This is a genomic window from Chimaeribacter coloradensis (assembly GCF_002858715.1).
Classification (GTDB): Bacteria; Pseudomonadota; Gammaproteobacteria; order Enterobacterales; family Enterobacteriaceae; genus Chimaeribacter; species Chimaeribacter coloradensis.
In genome coordinates, this window is the sequence record NZ_PJZH01000002.1 from 15,949 (window position 1) to 37,401 (window position 21,453).

Consider the following 21,453-nt stretch of genomic DNA (forward strand, 5'->3'; position numbering starts at 1 on the left):
GCGCGCAGCGGAGGTTGCGCGCGGTTTGCGGCTGAGAATTATTTCACCCGCAGCCAGATCAGGTCATTGGTGCCCACGACCTGCGGGTCGCGCGTACACTGCATGGTGCCGCCATCGACTTTCAGCAACGCCCCTTCTGAGTAGTTCTCATTCTGGTAGATGCAGCAGCGGCTGCAGGGCGGCGTGCGGCTGCTGCCTGCCCCGCCCCAGCCATCCAGCGAGACCATCGCGTCCACATTGTTGCCGGTCTGCGGTTCCGGCACCGGCTCGTGCATCCGGTGGGCCTGCGCCGGCAGCGCCAGCAGGGCACCGGCGACGATACAGAGCGCCAGGCAGTGGCGGCTGAAGTTTCTCATGTTCTCTCCTTGGGTTTGGCGGATTTCGCCGTCCGCCGCTTGCGCGCCTTCCCGGCGGACGGCGCCGGTGAGAGGCCGCGGAACGCCGGGGAGGCGCCGTTCTGTTTTGCCTGCTGGATCAGTTCCTGCAACGCAGACTCCAGCGGCTGCATAAACTCCTGGTAACGGCAGCTCTTCTCGCTGATTTTGGTCAGCGTCGCCTCCCAGTTGGCGGTCATGTCCGGCCGCGCGGCGATGTCCGGCAGCGAGTGGATCAGCGCCCGCCCGGTCTCCGTGGCGTGGATGTTGCGTCCCTTCTTGACCAGAAACGCGCGCTTGAACAGCAGCTCAATGATCCCGGCACGGGTCGCCTCGGTGCCCAGCCCGTCGGTGGCGCGCAGGATCTTCTTGAGGTTCTTGTCCTGCACAAAACGCGCGATGCCGGTCATGGCGGAGAGCAGGGTCGCGTCGGTGAACGGCCGCGGCGGCTGGGTCTGGCGCTCTACCACTTCGCCGCGCTCGCACAGCAGCGCATCCCCTTTTGCCACCACCGGCAGCGGGGTGCCCTCGTTCTCGTCGTCCCGCTCTTTCGCCCCCAGCAGCGCCCGCCAGCCCGCCTCGGCCAGGAAACGCGCCTTGGCGATAAAGTTGCCGCCCGCGATCTCCAGCTCAATCACGCATTTGCGGTAGACTGCATCGGGGCAGAACTGCATCAGGTACTGGCGCGCCACCAGGCTGTAGACCCGGCTCTCATCCTGGCTCAGCGACACGGCGCTGCTGCGCGCAGTCGGGATGATGGCGTGGTGAGCATCCACCTTTTTGTCATCCCAGCAGCGGTTGCGGCGGTTGCTGTCCACCGCCGGTTGCGGCAACAGCTCCGCCGCGTGGACGCCGATCGCTTTCAGTACCGCCTGGCGGCCGGAGAAGTGCTCCTCAGGCAGGTATCGGCAATCTGAGCGCGGGTACGTAATCAATTTGTGCGTTTCGTACAACCGCTGGCAGGCGTCAAGCACCGACTGGGCGCTCATGCCGAAGCGGCGCGCCGCCTCAATCTGCAGGGTGGAGAGCGAGAACGGCAGCGGCGCGGTCTCCGGCTCCCGTTTGTCGCTGTAGCCGGTGACGTTTGCCGGCTGGCCGCCGATGCGCTTCACCACATGCTCCGCCAGCGGCCGGTGCAGTAGCCGCCCCTCTTCATCCTGATAGGGTTCACAGGCATCACTGGGCTGCCACAGGGCGGTAAAGCGCTCGTCGGCCGGGGTCACCACATGGGCTTTGACCTCAAAGAAATCTTTCGGCACGAAATGCTCGATCTCTTCATCGCGCCGTACCACCAGCCCGAGCACCGGGGTCTGTACCCGGCCCACCGACAGCACGCCGTCATACCCGGCGTTGCGCCCCAGCAGCGTGTAGGCGCGGGTCATGTTGATGCCGTAGAGCCAGTCAGCGCGCGAGCGGGCCAGCGCCGAGACGCAGAGCGGCACGAACTCCTGGTTATCGCGCAGCCGCTCCACCGCCCGCGTCACCGCCTGCGGGTTGAGGTCGTTGATCAGGCAGCGGCGCACCGCCCGGCGCTTGTCCGGGGCCAGCGCCAGGTAGTCGAGCACTTCATCCACCAGCAGTTGCCCTTCGCGGTCCGGGTCACCGGCGTGGATCACTTCGTCCGCCTGTTTCAGCAGCCCTTTGATCACGTTGAGCTGCTTGCTCACCGAGGGGCGCGGCTGCAACAGCCACTTCTGCGGGATGATCGGCAAATCCGCCAGCGACCAGCGTGCGTAGCGGCCGTCATAGGCGTCAGGCTGCGCCTGCTCCAGCAGGTGGCCGACGCACCAGGTCACCACCTGATCGTTGCCGCAGGCGATATAGCCGTCACCGCGGCGGTGCGGCTTCGGCAGGACATCAGCAATGGCGCGCGCCAGGCTGGGTTTTTCAGCAATAAACAGCCGCATCAGGCACCTGCGGCTCGGCAGGATGAGGCCGGTAACGGCAGCATCAGGGCAGACGGGATCATTGAAGCTCCTTCAGGATCGATACTTTGCCGTTATGTTAACGGCTGTCAGGCGGGTTGGTAAGGGGCAAGCAGGACGTGCGGGAGAGGTCGCTCATTTCGCCAGCGGAAACCCCCGGTTATCGGAGTCGTTACCGCCGGCGACAGCGCGGGCAGGATCAGAAATAGCTGACGAACAGGCTGCTGTCCGGGGCGATCACCTGCGTGGCCGATTTCAGCTGCGGGGTGCCGAGGTAGAGGAACCCGACGATCTCATCCTCCTCCTCACAGCCAAAGGCGGCGCGCACGCCCTCATCTTCCGTCCAGGGGCCGGAGCGCCAGATGCCGTTGAAGCCCTGCGCCAGCGCGGCCATCTGCATCGCCTGCACGGCGCAGCCCGCGGAAACCACCTGTTCCCATTTCGGCACTTTCGGGCTCTCTTTACAGTGGGCCACCACGGTGATGATCATCGGCGCGCGGAACGGTGCCTGGGTCGCTTTCTCGATCCCTTTCTCATCCTGGTTGTCGGCCACGGCCGCGGCACGCAGCACCTGGCTGAAGCGGCTCAGGCCATCATTTTCCACAATCACGAAACGCCAGGGTTGCAGCGCCCCGTGGTCCGGCGCACGCAGCCCGGCTTTGATAATGTTCTCCAGCACTTCACCGGCCGGGGCCGGGGCCGCCAGCCGTGACGCCGAGCGGCGGTTCAACAGCAGATCTAAAGCATCCATGGGTTTCTCCTGATAACCATTTGCAGGGGTGTCACGTTAACATAGGTTATAAGCGTGTTACCACCGGTCACCGGTTTGCCCCACCGCTGCAACAGTCTGTGGCGATTTAAAGCTGACTTTTCTCCGGCGGGTCATTAGGATAGCAACACTTTTTCCCCTTTTTGGAGTTCCCATGCGCACATTGTGGCGAATTATCGCCGGTTTCTTCAGGTGGACCTGGCGCCTGCTCAATTTTATCCGGGAATGCATCCTGAACCTGTTCCTGCTGCTGCTGATTGTGGTGGCGGTGGGCATCTATTTCCAGCTCCAGCCGAAACCGGCGGAAACCACTGCCAAAGGCGCGCTGCTGGTTGACCTCAGCGGCACGGTGGTGGACAAGCCGTCCGTCAATAACAAGCTGCGCCAGTGGGGGCGTGAGCTGCTCGGCTCCAGCAGCAGCCGGTTGCAGGAGAACTCCCTGTTTGACCTGGTAGAGACGCTGCGCCGCGCCAAAACGGACAGCAACATCACCGGTATTGTGCTGTCACTGAACGATTTCACCGGCACTGACCAGACCTCGCTGAACTACATCGGCAAGGCGTTGCAGGAGTTCCGCGATGCCGGCAAGCCGATCTACGCCGTGGGCGACAGCTACAACCAGACGCAGTACTACCTGGCGAGCTACGCCACCAAAATCTTCCTGTCGCCGCAGGGCACCGTGGACCTGCACGGCTTTGCCACCAACACGCTCTACTATAAAACGCTGCTGGAGAAGCTGAAGGTCTCGACCCACATCTTCCGCGTCGGCACCTATAAATCCGCCGTGGAACCGATGATCCGTGATGACATGTCCCCCGCGGCGCGCGAGGCGGACAGCCGCTGGGTCGGTGGGCTGTGGCAGAACTACCTGAACACCGTGGCGGCCAACCGCCGCCTGACGCCGGAGCAGCTGTTCCCCGGCGCGCCAGGGGTCTTGCAGGGGTTACAGGCGGTCAACGGTGACACCGCTGACTACGCGCTGAAAAACAAACTGGTGGATGCGCTGGCGACCCGCCCGCAGGTGGAGGCCGAGCTGAGCAAAACCTTCGGCTGGAACAAGCAGGACAACGACTTCAACTCCGTCAGCATCTATGACTACACACCGGCCGCCAAACCGGCCAACCCGAACCCGCAGATTGCGGTGATCTTCGCCAACGGCGCGATCATTGACGGGCCGGAAGAGCCGGGCTCGGTCGGCGGTGACACCACGGCTGCGCAGATCCGCCAGGCGCGCCTCGATCCGAAAATCAAAGCGATTGTGTTGCGCGTCAACAGCCCCGGCGGCAGCGTCTCCGCCTCGGAGGTGATCCGTGAGGAGCTGGCGGCCGTGCGCGCGGCGGGCAAACCGGTGGTGGTGTCGATGGGCGGCATGGCCGCCTCGGGCGGCTACTGGATCTCGACCCCTGCCAACTACATCGTCGCCAGCCCCAGCACCCTCACCGGCTCTATCGGCATTTTCGGCGTGGTCAACACCTATGAGAACTCGCTGGACAGCATCGGCGTGCACACCGACGGCGTGGCGACCTCCCCGCTGGCTGACCTGGCGGTGACCAAGGCGCTGCCGCCGGAGTTCGCGCAGATGATGCAACTGAACATCGAGAACGGCTACCGCACCTTCCTGGGGCTGGTGGCGCAGTCACGCCACAAAACGCCGGAACAGATTGACCAGATCGCCCAGGGCCATGTCTGGCTCGGCCTGGATGCCAAAAACAACGGGCTGGTGGATGAGCTGGGCGATTTCGATGACGCGGTGAAGAAAGCCGCTGAACTGGCGAAACTGCCTGCCTGGCAGCTGAACTGGTTTGTGGAAGACCCCAGCGTCAGCGATCTGCTGTTCTCCCAGATGAGCGCCTCGGTGCAGGCGGCGCTGCCGGAGGCGTTGCAGGCGTGGATCCCTGCCCCGCTGACGCGGCTGGCAGAGGCGATGAAGGATCAGCCGGGCCTATCCGGCACCCTGAACGACCCGCAAAACCGTTATGCGCTCTGCCTGACCTGCGGCGAGGCGAAATAACCGTTTCCACTGCCGGAGCCCGGGCAACCGGGCTTTTTTTCACCGCCGGGCACCCTATACTTTGGTTCATTCCCGTAAGCGTAATAAAGATTACCCTATGAAAAAAAAATCGATCTACGTCGCCTATACCGGCGGCACCATCGGCATGCAGCGCTCTGAGCAGGGCTACATCCCGGTTTCCGGCCACCTGCAGCGCCTGCTGGCCACGATGCCGGAGTTCCACCGCCCGGAGATGCCGGATTTCACCATTCAGGAGTATGCGCCGCTGATGGACTCCTCCGATATGACGCCGGAAGACTGGCAGCATATCGCTGACGACATCCGCGCCCATTACGATGAGTATGACGGCTTCGTGATCCTGCACGGCACCGACACCATGGCGTTCACTGCCTCGGCCCTCTCCTTTATGCTGGAGAACCTCGACAAGCCGGTGATCGTCACCGGGTCGCAGATCCCGCTGGAGGCGCTGCGCTCCGACGGCCAGCCCAACCTGCTGAACTCGCTCTACCTGGCGGCCAACTACCCGGTGAAAGAGGTCTGCCTGTTCTTCAATAACAAACTCTACCGCGGCAACCGCACCACCAAGGCGCACGCGGACGGCTTCGACGCGTTCGCCTCGCCGAACCTGCCGCCGCTGCTGGAAGCGGGCATCCATATCCGCCGCCTGCCGACGCCGTCGCTGCCGGTGCCGACCTCCCCGCTGGTGGTACACCGCATCACGCCGCAGCCGGTGGGCGTGCTGACGCTCTACCCGGGCATCTCCAGCGAAGTGGTCGGCAACTTCCTGCGCCAGCCGGTAAAAGCGCTGATCCTGCGCTCTTACGGCGTCGGGAATGCGCCGCAGAAACCAGCCCTGCTGGAGGAGCTGCGCCAGGCCTCTGAGCGCGGCATCGTGGTGGTCAACCTGACCCAGTGCATCTCCGGCCGCGTCAATATGGGCGGCTACGCTACCGGCAATGCGCTGGCCCTGGCCGGGGTGATCAGCGGTTTTGATATGACGCTGGAAGCCGCGCTGACCAAGCTGCACTTCCTGCTGAGCCAGCCGCTGACCGCTGATGAAATCCGCCTGCAGATGCAGCAGAACCTGCGCGGCGAACTTACCGATACGCCGTAATTCCCCGCCGGGGCCGCGGCTGCCCCGGCCCTTTTCCGTGTACTGAATCACCAGGGAGCGCCCATGAGTACCGCACTGTTGCTGATTGACCTACAAAATGACTTCTGCCCCGGCGGCGCGCTGGCCGTTGCTGAAGGCGATCAGGTGATCGCCGTGGCGAACCAGGCCATTGCCGTCTGCCGCCGCCGCGGCTGGCCGGTGGTGGCGAGCCAGGACTGGCACCCGGCCGCCCACCGCAGTTTTGCCGTGAATTCCGGCCAGACGCCGGGCACGCTGGGTGAGCTGAACGGGCTGCCGCAGGTGTGGTGGCCGGTACACTGCGTGCAGGATCAGCCGGGCGCGGCGTTCCACCCGGATCTGGCGCTAGACGGCATCGATGAGGTGTTCCGCAAGGGGCAGAACCCGGACATCGACAGCTACAGCGCCTTTTTCGACAATGGCCGCCGCACCGAAACCGAACTCGACAGCTGGCTGAAGGGGCGCGGCATCACCTCGCTGGTGGTGATGGGGCTGGCCACGGATTACTGCGTGAAATACAGCGTGCTGGATGCGCTGGCGCTGGGTTACACCACCTCGGTGATCACGGAAGGGTGCCGCGGGGTAAACTTGCAGGACGATGACAGCCTGGCAGCCTTTGAGGAGATGCAGCAGCACGGCGCGCACCTGATTGCGCTGAAGACGTTTGAGATGGGTGCGCACTGAGCCGCCGGGCACGCTGTCACCCCACCCTGCCCGCGATCAAAAAAGCGCGCCCCTAAGGAGCGCGCTTTTTTATGTCAGCCCGTTTCAGCACCTGATTGGTTACTGGGGCTTCAGGGTCACCAGCGGGGAGGTGATGCCGAATTCCTGCTTCAGCTCCTGCTTGCTTTTCATCACCATCTGGCCCTGGGTGTTGATGGTCATATGCTGCGCGTCATGGTTATGGCGCGCCTGATAGAGCATGACCGCCTGTAAACTATGCGCTTTTTGCGCTTCCGTCAGCGCCACGCCGTCCGGCCATTTCCCCAGCTCTACCGCCTGAACCAGACGCTGGTAAATTTCCGGGGTCATTACCGCAATCAGCTCATCTATTTCCACAAGATTATTCCTCTTTTTGCCGCGCCAATGAATAATTTGCTGAATCGATTCCATTAGCCGAATCTATCAATTAACCTGCGGTTTTTTCGCCGTTTTCGCCGTCAATAAAGCTCAGTGAGGCAGAATTGACACAATAGCGCTCGCCGGTCGGCTGCGGGCCGTCCGGGAATACGTGGCCGAGGTGGGCGTCACACTGGGCACAGCGGATCTCAATCCGGTGCATATTGTGCGAATAATCATCAATGTATTTTATTGAATCATCCCGTACCGGCTCATAAAAACTGGGCCAGCCACAGCCGGAATCGTATTTGGAATCGGAGTAGAACAGCGGGGCATTGCAGCACAGGCAGTGGTAAATACCCTCGCGTTTATTATGCAGCAGTTTGCCGGTATAGGGGGCCTCGGTGCCGCGCTCCTGGGTGACGTAGCGCTGTATCTCGTTGAGTTGCACAGGATTTTCTGCCCGTTCAGTCTCTTTCGTCATGATGTGGGGTCTCGCGTTGGCGACGTTACAAAAGAAATAACGTTTAATAATAACAAAAAATTAACAACCATGCGGAATTTTTTGGCCTAAACTGGATGGCATAAGCGCCACGTCTTGCCATTGTGTGATACCGATCACATATATAGCAGCGGCGGGGTTTAGACAGGGGATCACCACCCCCATGTGACCAGAGAGACGGCTGAAAACGGAATGGGTAATAAGCGTGCAATTGGGGTTGGCAGCTTTGACTTATAGCAACAATTGACACGATTCCGCTTGACGCTTGATAAGGTTTTTGTAATTTTACAACCAACCTTTTATTCACTAACAAATAGCTGGTGGAATATATGACTATCAAAGTAGGTATCAACGGTTTTGGCCGTATCGGCCGCATTGTTTTCCGTGCTGCTCAAGAGCGTTCTGATGTTGAGATCGTCGCAATCAACGACCTGTTGGATGCAGAGTACATGGCTTACATGCTGAAGTATGACTCTACTCATGGTCGTTTCAACGGGACTGTTGACGTTAAAGACGGTCACCTGGTTGTGAACGGCAAAACCATTCGTTGTACCTCTGAAAAAGATCCGGCTAACCTGAAGTGGGACGAAGTCAACGTCGACGTGGTGGCTGAAGCGACCGGTATCTTCCTGACTGACGAAACCGCGCGTAAACACATCACTGCCGGTGCCAAGAAAGTCGTTCTGACCGGCCCGTCCAAAGACAACACCCCGATGTTCGTGATGGGCGTGAACCACAAGTCTTACGAAGGTCAGGACATCGTCTCCAACGCCTCCTGCACCACCAACTGCCTGGCACCGCTGGCAAAAGTGATCAACGACAACTTCGGTATCGTTGAAGCGCTGATGACCACCGTTCACGCGACCACCGCGACCCAGAAAACCGTTGACGGCCCGTCCCACAAAGACTGGCGCGGCGGCCGCGGCGCATCCCAGAACATCATCCCGTCCTCTACCGGCGCTGCTAAAGCAGTCGGTAAAGTGATCCCTGAGCTGAACGGCAAACTGACCGGTATGGCGTTCCGCGTACCGACCACCAACGTTTCCGTGGTTGACCTGACTGCCCGTCTGGAAAAACCGGCGACCTACCAGCAGATCTGTGACGCGATCAAAGCGGCTGCAGAAGGCGAGCTGAAAGGCGTTCTGGGTTACACCGAAGACGAAGTGGTTTCCACTGACTTCAACGGCGAAAAACTGACTTCCGTGTTCGACGCGAAAGCCGGTATCGCCCTGAATGACAACTTTGTGAAACTGGTTTCCTGGTACGACAACGAAACCGGCTACTCCAACAAAGTTCTGGACCTGATTGCCCACATCTCCAAATAAGTGCGCATCAGAGCAGAGTAAGAAAAGGCGACGCTGAGTCGCCTTTTTTATTGGGTGCAGTTTCTACACCGGGCATTTTTCCTGTTAAGAAGGCCACGATCATGAATCAGAACATTTTTACCCTTCCCGTTACACAGCAGATCACCCCTGCCCTGAGCGAGCGCCAGATCGGCCAGCTGCCGGTCATTGTGGTGGATCACCCGGCCTGTCGCGCCGCCATCACCTTACAGGGTGCGCACCTGCTGGCCTGGCAGCCGTCGGGCGAGCAGCCGGTCATCTGGCTCAGCGGCAATACCGCCTATGATCCGGGCACCGCTATCCGTGGCGGCGTACCGATCTGCTGGCCGTGGTTCGGCCCGGCGGGCACGCCGTCGCACGGTTTCGCACGGAATATCCCCTGGGAGTTAACCGATCATTCAGAAAATGAGGAAGGCGTCACTCTGACCTTCACCCTTACCGACAACCCGCAGACCCAGGCGCTCTGGCCGCACGCCTTTACCCTGGTAGCGCGCTTTACGCTGGGGGCGGAGTGCCATATTGAGCTGGCGTCCACCGGCGACTTTACCACCACCGCCGCGCTGCACAGCTACTTCCAGATTGGTGACATCGACACCATCGCCGTACGCGGGCTGGGCAGCCACTACGTGGATAAAGTGCTGGACGGTGCCGAAGGCGAGCATCAGGGTGACCTGGTATTTACCGGCCGCACCGACCGCGTCTACACCCAGCCGCAGGCGGTCAGCACCATCGTTGACCCGGCCCTGCAACGCGAGATTGAGGTGGAGCACCACCACCACAGCGATGTGATCGCCTGGAACCCGGGCGTGGCGCTCTCCACCAGCATGGGCGACATGACCGACGATGGCTACAAAACCATGGTCTGCGTCGAGACCGGCTGCGTCAGCACACCGCAGGTCAGCAAACCGGGTGCACCGGCGCGGCTGGCGACCACCCTGCGGGTACGCGCCCTGAACCGCGCATAACCTGTTTGCCTGCTTGAAAAAAAGGAGCCGTCCGGCTCCTTTTTTATGTTACCGCGACGATGTCACACAATATCCAGCGGCTGTTTGCGCGCCGGCGGCGGGAAGGCCTGGTCGAGCGCCAGCAGGTCATCATTGGAGAGGGTCAGGGTCAGCGCCCGCGCATTCTGTGCCACATGCTGCGGCTGCACCGCTTTAGGAATGGCGATCACCTGCCCGCTGCGGATCACCCAGGCCAGCGCGATTTCCGCATTGCTGACGCCATGCTCCGTCGCCAGCCGGGAGAGGGTCGGCTCTTCCAGCAGCTGATGGCGCAATTTACCGGCCTGCGCCAGCGGGCAGTAAGCCATCACCGGCACTGCATGCGCCCGGCACCACGGCAGTAAGTCATACTCAATCCCGCGGGAAGCAGCGTGGTACAGCACCTGATTGGTCTGGCACTGGTCACCGCCGGGCAGTTGCCATAACTCTTCCATGTCCGCGGTATCCAGATTTGAGACGCCCCAGCGCGCAATTTTGCCGCTGCGTTGCAGCTTCTCCATCGCCTCAATGGTCTCATCCAGCCCGAAGCCACCGCGCCAGTGCAACAGGTAGAGGTCGATCTGCTCCGTCGCCAGCCGTTGCAGGCTGTTTTCACAGGCGGTGATGGCCTTTTTCCCGCCCGCATGGTGCGGGTAGACTTTCGAGACCAGAAACACCTGGTCGCGCCGCCCGGCGATCGCTTCCCCCACCACCTGCTCTGCCCCGCCATCGGCATACATCTCTGCGGTGTCAATCAGCGTCATGCCCGCGTCCAGCCCCTGTTGCAGGGCGCGTACCTCGGCAGCACGCTGAGACGGGTTCTCGCCCATAAACCAGGTGCCCTGCCCGATGGCCGGCAGCCGGGTGCCGTCGGGAAGTAAAACGTGGTCGGCCATAGTCTCTCCTCCATTTTCCGCTTAACTGCCCGGCCACCGCCCGCGGCCGGGGAAACATGAAGCGTAGCAATAAAAAACGGGGCCTGCGCCCCGTTTGTGTCACTGCTGCCTCAGGGCATCAGAAGGTATAGGTTGCCCCGGCCCAGAGCACCCCGGTCCAGGATTTGTCGACCATCGGGCTCTCTTTCACCTCGTCTGAAAGGCGGACATAGCGCGCCATGGCAAAGGCGTTCCATTGCGGTGCAAACTGGTAGCTGGCGGCGAGTTCAGCATACGGCGCAACGCTGTCATCCGGGTGGTAGCTGTCGAGGCCGCTGCGGCGCGCTTCCGCATTGCTGACACCGTAGTAGTAGTTGTTCTGGTTTTTGCTGTTCCAGGTCACGCCCAGCGCCGGGGTCAGGCTCCAGTTATCCTGGTGCAGGCGGTAGAGGTAGGCGACGTCCCCCACCAGCCCGTTGCTGTTGTCCAGCACGTCGCCGGAGAACAGGGTACGGATGCTGCCCCACTCTGCGTTATAGGTGTAACCCAGCCCGGCCATCACGGTGCTGCGGCGCTTGTTCAGGCGCTTCATCTCGTCGTTGTCACTGTCACCCGGTGAGAAGTGCAGCGGCGAATAGAAGGCGTTCAGCGTGAGCTGGTGGGTATCATCTTTCCACAGGTAGTAGCCGGCCATCAGGCTGCGGAAGAAGAAATTCTCCCCTTCGTAGTTGATGACCGGCACCGGGGTGACGCGGTCCTGCTTGCTGCGGTAGGGGTCCGGGCTGACCAGCGCGCCTGCGCCGACGGAGAAGGTACCGGCTGTCGCCATCTGGCTGATCAAGAGGCCGGACATCAGGGGTAACAAGGCTAAACGGGAAATTTTCACACTTTATCCATTAATGTTGTCAATAAATCCTTGGGGATTCTAAGACAAACTGAATGAGTGTGCGAATGTATGATGCCACTAATGCCGTAATGGAGAAAAAAAGAGGGGAATTTCCGGCCTGAAACGGGGCAGAGGCGCTGTCATCAGGATGTCACCCGGCAGTTATAGGCTACCCCGTACCGGTAAACCGGTGACACAGAGAAAGGTTTGTGCGTGCAGCCCTTGTGCCGCTTGGCTTGCCCCCGGTCAAACGCAACGCTGACCTAAGGAGAATCCTAAACGCGGGGGTGGCAAACCGGGTGTGATGGGTGCCGCTAAACGCGCGTCCCGGCAAAAATTTACGCACTGGAGAATCTTTCACTTGGTCAGCGTATTTCCATAAATAAGGCGGTTATGCCGGAGCTATCCTCTGTGAACCTGACAAATTGCAGGTTTAGTGACCATTTTTTGCTGATTTAATCAGCAACCCGCCTACTTTCTCGCCAGAATCACCACTTGCTCTTTAGCCGATAGCCGTCCATAACAATAAGGTAAGAGTTTCATTATTTTACTCAAAAAAGAGAAGCTCTTAATTTTTGTTCCCAACCAAAACAACAGGACGGGCATCGCTATGAACATATTTGACCACTACCGTCAGCGCTATGAAGCTGCCAAGGACGAAGAGTTCACACTGCAGGAATTTCTTACTATCTGCCGGCAAGATCGCAGTGCTTATGCCAACGCGGCGGAACGCCTGCTCATGGCCATCGGTGAACCCGTCATGGTGGACACCGCGCTTGAGTCACGCTTATCCCGCCTGTTCTCCAACCGTGTGATCGCCCGCTATCCGGCCTTTGAAGAGTTCTACGGCATGGAAGAGGCGATTGAGCAGATCGTCTCTTACCTCAAACATGCCGCACAGGGCCTGGAAGAGAAGAAACAGATCCTCTACTTACTGGGGCCGGTGGGTGGCGGTAAATCGTCACTGGCTGAGCGCCTCAAAGCGTTGATGCAACGGGTTCCCATTTATGCGCTCAGCGCCAATGGCGAGCGCAGCCCGGTCAACGACCATCCCCTGTGCCTGTTCAACCCGCAGGAAGATGCCAATATTCTGGAAAAAGAGTACAACATCCCGACCCGCTACCTCGGCACCATCATGTCGCCGTGGGCCGCGAAGCGCCTGCATGAGTTTGGCGGCGATATTACCAAATTCAAAGTGGTGAAAGTCTGGCCCTCTATTCTGGAGCAGATCGCCATCGCCAAGACCGAGCCGGGTGATGAGAATAACCAGGACATCTCCGCGCTGGTGGGGAAAGTGGACATCCGCAAACTGGAAAACCACGCCCAGAACGACCCCGACGCCTACGGGTACTCCGGTGCGCTCTGCCGCGCCAACCAAGGCATCATGGAGTTCGTCGAGATGTTCAAAGCGCCGATCAAGGTGCTGCACCCGTTGCTGACCGCCACCCAGGAGGGGAACTACAACGGTACAGAGGGGATCTCTGCCCTGCCGTTCAACGGCATTATTCTGGCGCACTCCAATGAATCGGAGTGGGTGCAGTTCCGCAACAACAAGAACAACGAAGCCTTCCTCGACCGCGTCTACATCGTCAAGGTGCCTTACTGCCTGCGCGTGTCAGAAGAGATCAAGATCTACGACAAGCTGCTTAACCACAGTGAGCTGACCCACGCGCCTTGCGCGCCGGGCACCCTGGAGACGCTGGCGCGCTTCTCTATCCTGTCACGCCTGAAAGAGCCGGAAAACTCCAGCCTCTACTCCAAGATGCGCGTCTATGACGGCGAAAGCCTGAAAGACACCGATCCGAAAGCCAAGTCCTACCAGGAGTACCGCGACTACGCCGGGGTGGATGAGGGCATGAACGGTCTTTCGACCCGTTTCGCCTTTAAGATCCTCTCGCGGGTGTTCAACTTTGACCACGCGGAAGTGGCGGCCAACCCGGTGCACCTGTTCTATGTGCTGGAGCAGCAGATCGAGCGCGAGCAGTTCCCGCAGGATCAGTCCGAGAAGTATCTGGAGCACCTGAAAGGTTACCTGATCCCGAAATACGCGGAGTTCATCGGCAAAGAGATCCAGACGGCCTACCTCGAGTCCTACTCTGAGTACGGCCAGAACATCTTCGACCGCTACGTGACCTACGCCGACTTCTGGATTCAGGATCAGGAGTACCGCGACCCGGATACCGGCCAGCTGTTTGACCGTGAGTCGCTGAACGCGGAACTGGAGAAGATCGAGAAACCGGCCGGGATCAGTAACCCGAAAGACTTCCGTAATGAGATCGTCAACTTTGTGCTGCGCGCCCGCGCCAACAACAGCGGCCGCAACCCGAACTGGACCAGTTATGAGAAGTTACGCACGGTGATCGAGAAAAAAATGTTCTCCAACACCGAAGAGTTGCTGCCGGTAATCTCGTTCAACGCCAAAACCTCGACCGACGAGCAGAAAAAACACGACGACTTTGTCGACCGCATGATGGAGAAAGGCTATACGCGCAAACAGGTGCGCCTGCTGTGCGAATGGTATCTGCGGGTCAGGAAATCGTCATAACCGCAGCGCCGCTGCAACACCGCGGGCAGGGCAACGTCGTTTGGGGGAGATATGGGCTACTTTATTGACCGACGGCTGAACGGCAAGAACAAAAGCATGGTGAACCGCCAGCGCTTTTTACGCCGCTATAAGTCGCAAATCAAACAGTCGATTGCTGAAGCCATCAACAAGCGTTCGGTAACCGATGTGGAGAGTGGGGAGTCCGTCTCGATCCCCACGGATGATATCAACGAACCGATGTTCCACCAGGGGCGCGGCGGCCGCCGCCACCGTGTCCACCCGGGGAACGATCACTTTGTGCAGAATGACCGGATCGAGCGCCCGCAGGGAGGCGCGGGCGGCAGCGGCAGCGGCCAGGGCAATGCCAGCCAGGACGGCGAAGGCCAGGATGAGTTCGTGTTCCAGATCTCCAAAGATGAGTACCTCGATCTGCTGTTTGAGGATCTGGCGCTGCCGAACCTGAAGAAAAATCAGTACAAGCAGCTCAACGAATTCAAAACCCACCGCGCGGGCTTCACCTCGAACGGGGTGCCCGCCAACATCAGCGTGGTGCGATCGCTCCAGAACTCCCTGGCGCGCCGCACCGCCATGACGGCCGGCAAACGGCGTGAGCTGAAAGCGCTGGAGGCTGACCTCACCGAGCTGGAAAACCAGGAGCCGGTACAGCTGCTGGAGGAGGAGCGGCTGCGCAGGGAGATTGCGGAGCTGCGCCAGAAGATCGAGCGGGTGCCGTTTATCGACACCTTCGACCTGCGTTACAAGAACTACGAGAAACGGCCGGAGCCTTCCAGCCAGGCAGTGATGTTCTGCCTGATGGACGTCTCCGGGTCGATGGATCAGGCCACCAAGGATATGGCGAAACGCTTCTATATCCTGCTCTATCTGTTCCTGAGCCGGACCTATAAAAACGTGGATGTGGTCTACATCCGCCACCATACCCAGGCCAAAGAGGTGGATGAACAGGAGTTCTTCTACTCGCAGGAGACCGGCGGCACCATCGTCTCCAGCGCCCTGAAACTGATGGATGACGTGGTCAAAGAGCGCTACGACCCGGCACAGTGGAATATCTATGCGGCACAGGCCTCGGATGGGGACAACTGGGCCGACGACTCCCCGCTCTGCCATGAACTGCTGGCGAAAAAGATATTGCCGATGGTGCGTTATTACAGCTATATCGAAATAACCCGCCGCGCCCACCAGACGTTATGGCGGGAATATGAGGCGTTGCAGGCGAAGTTTGATAATTTTGCCATGCAGCATATCCGTGAACAGTCCGATATTTACCCGGTGTTCCGCGAATTGTTCCACCGCCAGACAGTCGATAATTAATTTTTTCCGCCCGGCCAACGGGTTACTGATTAAAAACCGGCGTACAGACGCCGGTTTTTTTATTATGCAGCCAGGGAAACCGGCGAAAAAAAACCGCCGGCAACGCGCGGCGGTTTTGCCCTGTTTCGCGGGGAATTACAGGCTGTAGACCAGCGACACGGTGGTGGTGGTGTCGGTTTTTTCCGGCGCGCTGGACGGCGGCTGGGTGTTATAGGTGACGTTATACGCCAGCTTCAGGCCGAAGGATTTGTTGATCGCCACATTCAGCGCCGTTTCGGAGTTGAAGGTGGTTTCGTCGTTCGCCAGCACGGAGAGCGCCTGGGTGAACTTGGCGTTGTCTGAGATCTGGTAGTCATAGGTCAGTGCGCCGTAGGCCAGGGCGCGGGTCTGGTTGCCGCCCTGCTGGAACTCATCATGGCGCACGCCCGGACCGGCTTCCATACGCAGGGTATGCACCGGGCCGTTCAGGATCTGGCGGCCGTAACCCAGGGTCGCGACGCTGCGGGAGCGGTAGCCGTTGTAACGGTCGCTCAGCCAGCTCGCCTGGCCGAACAGGTAGTTGTCAGCAGAGAGGTTGTAACGGGTACGGCCGCCGATCTGATACTTCTCCGAGGAGCGCTCATCATTGGAGGAGGCGTTGCGCGCCGAGCCCCAGAGGCTGTAGGCGGTTTCCGGGTGGAACCAGGTCATGGTGGTGTCCGCGCTCAGCACGGAGTTTTTGGTGTTGCCGGTCTGGGCGCTGTAGCCCGCCTGCACGTTGCCTTCAAAGCTCTTTTTCGCGGTGGAGGGATCGTCCAGCGCCGTAAAGAGTGTGTTGTCCGCAAAGCTGTTAACGCTGAACAGTGTGGCACCACACACTAAGGCGTAGCGTGGTAATGCACGTAAAACCCGACTGGCAATCATGTCTTCCCCAATAAATAACGGCAGTATCAAAATATAATCGCAGGCCCGGCCTGCGCGGCGCGTATTTTCAAATTTTCGCCCCGATAAAGTCAATGGCGGAATATAGCGCAGATTAGACCGAATAATCTAAGCCGCGGTTCTTTTTAGATTAATCTTAATTATGCCGCCCGCCTTACAGGAAATTTGACTTAATTTTTACACCTCCCGCTCTTGACTGGTTAAATAAGCACCACATTTTGCCGCGCTTATTTTCTGCGTTTGCTTTTTTGGCCAGGTTATTTCCCGGTGAGCCACCTGGAAGATCGCGGTTTTCCGCTGCGGCGGCGCGCACGGTGCAATGCCCCCACGATTTCTCTGAGAATCCCGGTTAAGCCGGGCTGATGGCCTATAGTTAATGGTTGCATCATCTGAAGGTCATCCGAAAGCGCACCGATAAGCGCCTTGCCCGAGAGGAGTATTGCTCAATGTCGAAAATGAAAGGTCATCAGACAACCCTGAAAACTGCGTCCCACCCCGCCCCGGCCACTGACGGCAACGCGGCGAAACCCGGCCTGGGGGATCTCGCCCCGGCAGATAACTCCCACCAGCCCTCCCCCACGCCGACCCCGCCGGGCCAGGAGCCGACCGCCCCCGGCAGCCTGAAAAGCCCGGATACTCACAACGCCAAGCTCGACGCGCTGGAGATCCACCGCAAACAAGGGGAGCAGCAGCCGCTGACCACCAACCACGGCACCAAAATTGCCAACGATCAGAACTCCCTGCGCGCCGGTGTGCGTGGCCCGACGCTGCTGGAAGATTTCATCATGCGGGAGAAGATCACCCATTTTGACCATGAGCGCATCCCGGAGCGCATCGTCCATGCGCGCGGCTCGGCGGCGCACGGCTACTTCCAGTGCTACCGGTCAATGAGTGACGTCACCAAAGCGGCCTTTTTGCAGGACCCGGCGAAACAGACCCCGGTCTATGTGCGCTTCTCTACGGTACAGGGCTCACGCGGCTCGGCGGACACCGTGCGCGACATCCGCGGCTTCGCCACCAAGTTTTACACCGACGAGGGCAACTACGACCTGGTCGGCAACAACACCCCGGTGTTCTTTATCCAGGACGCCCACAAATTCCCCGATTTCGTCCATGCGGTGAAACCGGAGCCGCACAACGAGATGCCGCAGGGTGCCAGCGCCCACGACACCTTCTGGGACTACGTCTCGCTCCAGCCGGAGACGCTGCACAACGTCTTCTGGGCGATGTCCGACCGCGGCATCCCACGCAGCTACCGCACCATGGAGGGGTTCGGCATCCACACCTTCCGTTTTATCAACGCCGAAGGGAAATCGACCTTTGTGCGTTTCCACTGGAAGCCGCTGGCGGGCAAGGCGTCGCTGCTGTGGGATGAGGCGCAGAAGCTGGCCGGGAAAGACAGTGATTTCCACCGCCGCGACCTGTGGGAGTCGATCGAGGCCGGGGATTACCCCGAGTATGAGCTGGGCGTGCAGCTGATCCCGGAAGAGGATGAGTTCAAGTTCGATTTTGACCTGCTGGACGCGACCAAACTGATCCCCGAGGCGCTGGTGCCGGTGGAGATCATCGGCAAGATGGTGCTGAACCGCAACCCGGACAACTTCCACGCCGAAACCGAACAGGTGGCCTTCCACCCCGGCCATGTGGTGCCGGGCATCGACTTCACCAACGACCCGCTGTTACAAGGGCGGCTCTTCTCCTACACCGACACCCAGATCAGCCGCCTGGGCGGGCCGAACTTCCATGAGATCCCGATTAACCGGCCGGTCTGCCCTTACCATAACTTCCAGCGTGACGGCATGCACCGGATGGACATCGACACCAACCCCGCCAGTTACGAACCGAACTCCATCAACAACAACTGGCCGCGCGAAACGCCCCCGGCCGCGTCGGGCGGCGGGTTTGAAAGCCACTATGAGCGCATTGACGGCCATAAAGTGCGCGAGCGCAGCGAATCCTTTGCCGATTACTACTCCCAGCCGCGCCTGTTCTGGCTGAGCCAGACGCCGGTGGAGCAGGAGCACATTATCGGGGCATTCTCGTTTGAGCTGAGCAAAGTGGGCCGCCGCTACATCCGTGAGCGGGTGGTGGATCTGCTGGCGCGGGTGGACATCAACCTCGCAGAGGAGGTGGGTGAAAACCTCGGCTTCCGCCTGCCGGATGACGCCAAAAAATACCCGCTGCCGCACAGCGTCAACGGCCTGCAAAAAGATGAGACCCTGAGCCTGTATGCCACCGGCGACGGTGTGCTGAAGGGCCGCTGTGTGGCGGTGATGCTGAGTGACGGCGTCCACGCCGCCGATGTGCTGGAGATCCTCCAGGCGCTGAAAGCGGAGGGCGTCCACCCGAAACTGCTGGCGCGCCACATGGGTGAGGTGCTGGCGGATGACGGCTCCTCGGTGCCGGTGGACGGCACCTTCAACAATACGCCGTCGGTGACGGTGGATGCGGTGCTGGTGCCGAACGGCAACATCGACTCGCTGCTGCTGGACGGCGACGCCCGCCACTTCCTGCTGGAGGCGTATAAGCATCTGAAGGTGATCGGCCTGAGCGGCGACGCCGCCCGCATCAAACCGCTGCTCGGCATCGATGACAGCGCCACCGAAGAGGGTATCGCCGAGGGGGCGAAAGCCGAAGGGGTCATGCTGCAAACCTTCCTGGATGCGCTGGAGCAGCACCGCATCTGGTCACGCAGCGACAAAGCGGCCGCCGTACCGGCCTGATGTTTTTCCGGGGAGGCGCGCCCTCCCCGCCTGTTTTCTTAAGGAGGAACCATGAGCGAACAAACCCTGCCCAAGCAGCACCAGGACCAGCAACCCGGCCGTGAGGCACCGATGGAGCCGAAGCCGCTCTATGACGACCCGGACTACCGCGCCGGCGGCAAGCTGAAGGAGAAAGTGGCGCTGGTCACCGGCGGCGACAGCGGCATCGGCCGTGCCGTGACCATCGCCTATGCCAAAGAGGGGGCGAAGGTGGCGATCGTCTACCTGGAAGAGGATGAGGACGCGCGCGAAACCCAGCGGCTGGCCGCCCAGTATGGCCCGGAGCCGCTGCTGATCCGCGGTGACCTGGGCGATCAGGCGTTTGCTACGGAGGCCGTGGAGCAGACCGCCGCCCACTTCGGCGGGCTGGACGTGCTGGTCAATATCGCCGGCGAGCAGCACCCGCAAGAGACGCCGGAAGAGATTAGCGCAGAACAGCTGGAGAAAACCTTTCGCACTAACTTTTTCTCGATGGTCTATCTGGTGCAGGCGGCACTTAAGCACCTGCCGGAAGACGGGGCGATCATCAACACCACCTCCATCACCGCCTACCGCGGCAACCCGACGCTGATCGACTACTCCTCCACCAAAGGGGCGATCACCGCCTTTACCCGCTCGCTCTCCACCAACCTGCTGGAGCGCGGCATCCGCGTTAATGCCGTGGCACCCGGCCCGATCTGGACGCCGCTTATCCCCTCGACGTTCGATGAGGATCACGTTTCGAAATTCGGCCTGGAGACACCGATGAAGCGCCCCGGCCAGCCCTCTGAACTGGCAGCGGCCTATGTCTACCTCGCCTGTAAAGACGCCTCTTACGTCAGCGGCCAGACCATCCATATCAACGGCGGCGTCGTGATTAACGGCTGACAAACGGTTCACGGCCGATCGCCGCAGGCATAAAAAAAGCCGGGCCACCCAGGTGCCCGGCTTTTTAATGTGCGCAGTTACGGGATGCGGTTTTTCAGGGCGTCGTTCTGTTTGTCCTCGTCGCGCTCGCGCTCGGCCAGCGCCTCAAAGGCGGTGGCGGTCGCCGGGTCAAACAGCGAGAGCGTCTCGATCTGGTTGAGCATAATCACCTTGCGGAAATAGAGCGCGGAGATCGGCTCTGAGTCCGGCAGGATGCCGTGCTGCTGGTAGTAGCTGGCGTAGTTGTGCTCCACCCGCATCTTCTGGGTCTCCGGGTCGCGGTAGCCGCTGACCATCGGGATCAGCACCACGTTGTCAGTGGAGCCGCTTTCGCAGCGCAGGGTATGCACCATGCCGATGTAGACGCGGCGCGAACGCAGCGTGACGAATACCATATCGCCCTGGTCCATACACTGATAGAGCAGCCCTTCCACGCCGTTGGAGCGGGTCAGCTGCTGGTAGAGGCTTTTGCGCCCTGCCGGGTCAAGCTGCATGCTGCGCGACCAGGAGGTGCAGGAGAGGCAGAGCATCACCGACACCGCCAGCATAATCACCACCGGCGCCTGGATGCCGAGGAAGCTCCACATGATAAAGTCACGTTGCAGCTGGAGATCGTGCCCGATGATCCACGGGAACTGGTTCATCAGCCCCGAGAAGCCCCACAGCAGCAGGTAGACGATGGCGATCACCAGCAGCCCCTGCAACACGAAGATGCAGCCGTACAGCGCCACCACAAAGTAGACGTCCCAGCCGAAGGTGCGTTTGAGTTTAAAACGTGAGGAGACATCGCGGGTGGTGTACCAGTAGCCGCACACCATCAAGACCATAAAAATTGCCGTTGCCATCAGTGCGCACCCTCCCCACAACCGGCGCGGGCCGGTGAGTCAGGTAGCGCGGGTAACACTCGCTGCATAGATCCTCCTTGTTGTCATGATCGGCCCCGTGGCGGGGCGGGCCGGCGTCGCACCCTGGGTATGACGCCGCAAACCGGCTGGGGTTGCGCCGGAATAGTCTGGAAATGGCCGCCCCAGACGGGTGTGACCCGGTTAAGCATAGTTAACACTCTGGATAAACGACCTATTTTCTGTACACGGCGCGTCCGTTTACCCGCTTCCCCTGCGATCGCGCCTT

General features: G+C 60.4%; 18 protein-coding genes. 9 read left to right on the forward strand and 9 right to left on the reverse strand.

Annotated features, from left to right (window positions below):
- Window positions 1–38 precede the first annotated feature (38 nt).
- The 3 genes from CYR32_RS02390 to CYR32_RS02400 all read right to left on the reverse strand — a co-directional run bounded on the left by CYR32_RS02390 (window position 39) and on the right by CYR32_RS02400 (window position 3,050).
- Window positions 39–356, reverse strand: coding sequence for a DUF1496 domain-containing protein (locus CYR32_RS02390; protein WP_241523736.1), 318 nt, complete (start codon window positions 354–356; stop codon window positions 39–41).
- The gene (locus tag CYR32_RS02395) at window positions 353–2,281 is read right to left on the reverse strand and encodes a DNA topoisomerase III (RefSeq protein ID WP_101822194.1); all 1,929 of its coding nucleotides are present in this window, start codon (window positions 2,279–2,281) and stop codon (window positions 353–355) included. Before CYR32_RS02395 ends, CYR32_RS02390 begins: the two co-directional genes overlap by 4 nt.
- A 217-nt stretch (window positions 2,282–2,498) precedes the next feature.
- The gene (locus tag CYR32_RS02400; RefSeq protein ID WP_101822197.1) at window positions 2,499–3,050 is read right to left on the reverse strand and encodes an NAD(P)H nitroreductase; all 552 of its coding nucleotides are present in this window, start codon (window positions 3,048–3,050) and stop codon (window positions 2,499–2,501) included.
- A 172-nt stretch (window positions 3,051–3,222) separates the two neighbouring features.
- Between CYR32_RS02400 and sppA the strand changes: the two genes are divergently transcribed.
- The 3 genes from sppA to pncA all read left to right on the forward strand — a co-directional run bounded on the left by sppA (window position 3,223) and on the right by pncA (window position 6,895).
- The gene (gene sppA / locus CYR32_RS02405; protein ID WP_101822199.1) at window positions 3,223–5,079 is read left to right on the forward strand and encodes a signal peptide peptidase SppA; all 1,857 of its coding nucleotides are present in this window, start codon (window positions 3,223–3,225) and stop codon (window positions 5,077–5,079) included.
- 97 nt (window positions 5,080–5,176) lie between these two features.
- Entirely contained in the window at window positions 5,177–6,193 is a 1,017-nt protein-coding gene (ansA, locus tag CYR32_RS02410; protein ID WP_101822201.1) for an asparaginase, read from the forward strand.
- A 63-nt stretch (window positions 6,194–6,256) separates the two neighbouring features.
- Window positions 6,257–6,895 (forward strand): bifunctional nicotinamidase/pyrazinamidase, encoded by a 639-nt coding sequence (gene pncA / locus CYR32_RS02415; RefSeq protein WP_101822203.1) that lies wholly within the window; start codon window positions 6,257–6,259, stop codon window positions 6,893–6,895.
- A 99-nt stretch (window positions 6,896–6,994) separates the two neighbouring features.
- Here the strand turns inward: pncA and CYR32_RS02420 are convergent, their stop codons facing one another.
- Window positions 6,995–7,270 (reverse strand): YeaC family protein, encoded by a 276-nt coding sequence (locus CYR32_RS02420; protein ID WP_101822205.1) that lies wholly within the window; start codon window positions 7,268–7,270, stop codon window positions 6,995–6,997.
- Window positions 7,271–7,340: 70 nt separating this feature from the next.
- Window positions 7,341–7,754 carry a peptide-methionine (R)-S-oxide reductase MsrB gene (gene msrB / locus CYR32_RS02425; RefSeq protein ID WP_101822207.1) on the reverse strand — a complete coding sequence of 138 codons (414 nt, stop codon included), beginning with the start codon at window positions 7,752–7,754 and terminating at the stop codon, window positions 7,341–7,343.
- A gap of 347 nt (window positions 7,755–8,101) precedes the next feature.
- Here msrB and gapA point away from each other — a divergent pair, with 347 nt between their 5' ends.
- Window positions 8,102–9,097: a glyceraldehyde-3-phosphate dehydrogenase gene (gene gapA, locus CYR32_RS02430; protein ID WP_165698167.1), complete on the forward strand. Its 996-nt coding sequence runs from the start codon at window positions 8,102–8,104 to the stop codon at window positions 9,095–9,097.
- A 101-nt stretch (window positions 9,098–9,198) separates the two neighbouring features.
- Window positions 9,199–10,080, forward strand: a complete 882-nt coding sequence (locus tag CYR32_RS02435) for a D-hexose-6-phosphate mutarotase (protein WP_101822211.1) — start codon at window positions 9,199–9,201, stop codon at window positions 10,078–10,080.
- 62 nt (window positions 10,081–10,142) lie between these two features.
- On the opposite strand, the gene CYR32_RS02440 is transcribed toward CYR32_RS02435, so the two are convergent.
- Together CYR32_RS02440 and CYR32_RS02445 are read right to left on the reverse strand one after the other, a co-directional pair.
- Entirely contained in the window at window positions 10,143–10,994 is an 852-nt protein-coding gene (locus CYR32_RS02440) for an aldo/keto reductase (protein WP_101822213.1), read from the reverse strand.
- A 118-nt stretch (window positions 10,995–11,112) separates the two neighbouring features.
- A complete protein-coding gene (locus CYR32_RS02445) occupies window positions 11,113–11,826 on the reverse strand; it encodes a MipA/OmpV family protein (RefSeq protein ID WP_101822942.1) in 714 nt (237 codons plus the stop codon).
- 643 nt (window positions 11,827–12,469) lie between these two features.
- Between CYR32_RS02445 and yeaG the strand changes: the two genes are divergently transcribed.
- Complete coding sequence (yeaG, locus tag CYR32_RS02450) at window positions 12,470–14,404, forward strand: protein kinase YeaG (protein WP_072929876.1); 1,935 nt, start codon at window positions 12,470–12,472, stop codon at window positions 14,402–14,404.
- A gap of 51 nt (window positions 14,405–14,455) precedes the next feature.
- Window positions 14,456–15,733 carry a YeaH/YhbH family protein gene (locus CYR32_RS02455; protein WP_101822215.1) on the forward strand — a complete coding sequence of 426 codons (1,278 nt, stop codon included), beginning with the start codon at window positions 14,456–14,458 and terminating at the stop codon, window positions 15,731–15,733.
- 135 nt (window positions 15,734–15,868) lie between these two features.
- On the opposite strand, the gene CYR32_RS02460 is transcribed toward CYR32_RS02455, so the two are convergent.
- Entirely contained in the window at window positions 15,869–16,636 is a 768-nt protein-coding gene (locus tag CYR32_RS02460) for a DUF481 domain-containing protein (protein WP_101822217.1), read from the reverse strand.
- A gap of 464 nt (window positions 16,637–17,100) precedes the next feature.
- Here CYR32_RS02460 and katE point away from each other — a divergent pair, with 464 nt between their 5' ends.
- Together katE and CYR32_RS02470 are read left to right on the forward strand one after the other, a co-directional pair.
- Window positions 17,101–19,377 (forward strand): catalase HPII, encoded by a 2,277-nt coding sequence (katE, locus tag CYR32_RS02465; protein WP_101822219.1) that lies wholly within the window; start codon window positions 17,101–17,103, stop codon window positions 19,375–19,377.
- A 51-nt stretch (window positions 19,378–19,428) separates the two neighbouring features.
- Complete coding sequence (locus tag CYR32_RS02470; protein WP_101822221.1) at window positions 19,429–20,283, forward strand: SDR family oxidoreductase; 855 nt, start codon at window positions 19,429–19,431, stop codon at window positions 20,281–20,283.
- 77 nt (window positions 20,284–20,360) lie between these two features.
- On the opposite strand, the gene CYR32_RS02475 is transcribed toward CYR32_RS02470, so the two are convergent.
- A complete protein-coding gene (locus CYR32_RS02475; RefSeq protein ID WP_101822223.1) occupies window positions 20,361–21,167 on the reverse strand; it encodes a hypothetical protein in 807 nt (268 codons plus the stop codon).
- Window positions 21,168–21,453 lie beyond the last annotated feature (286 nt).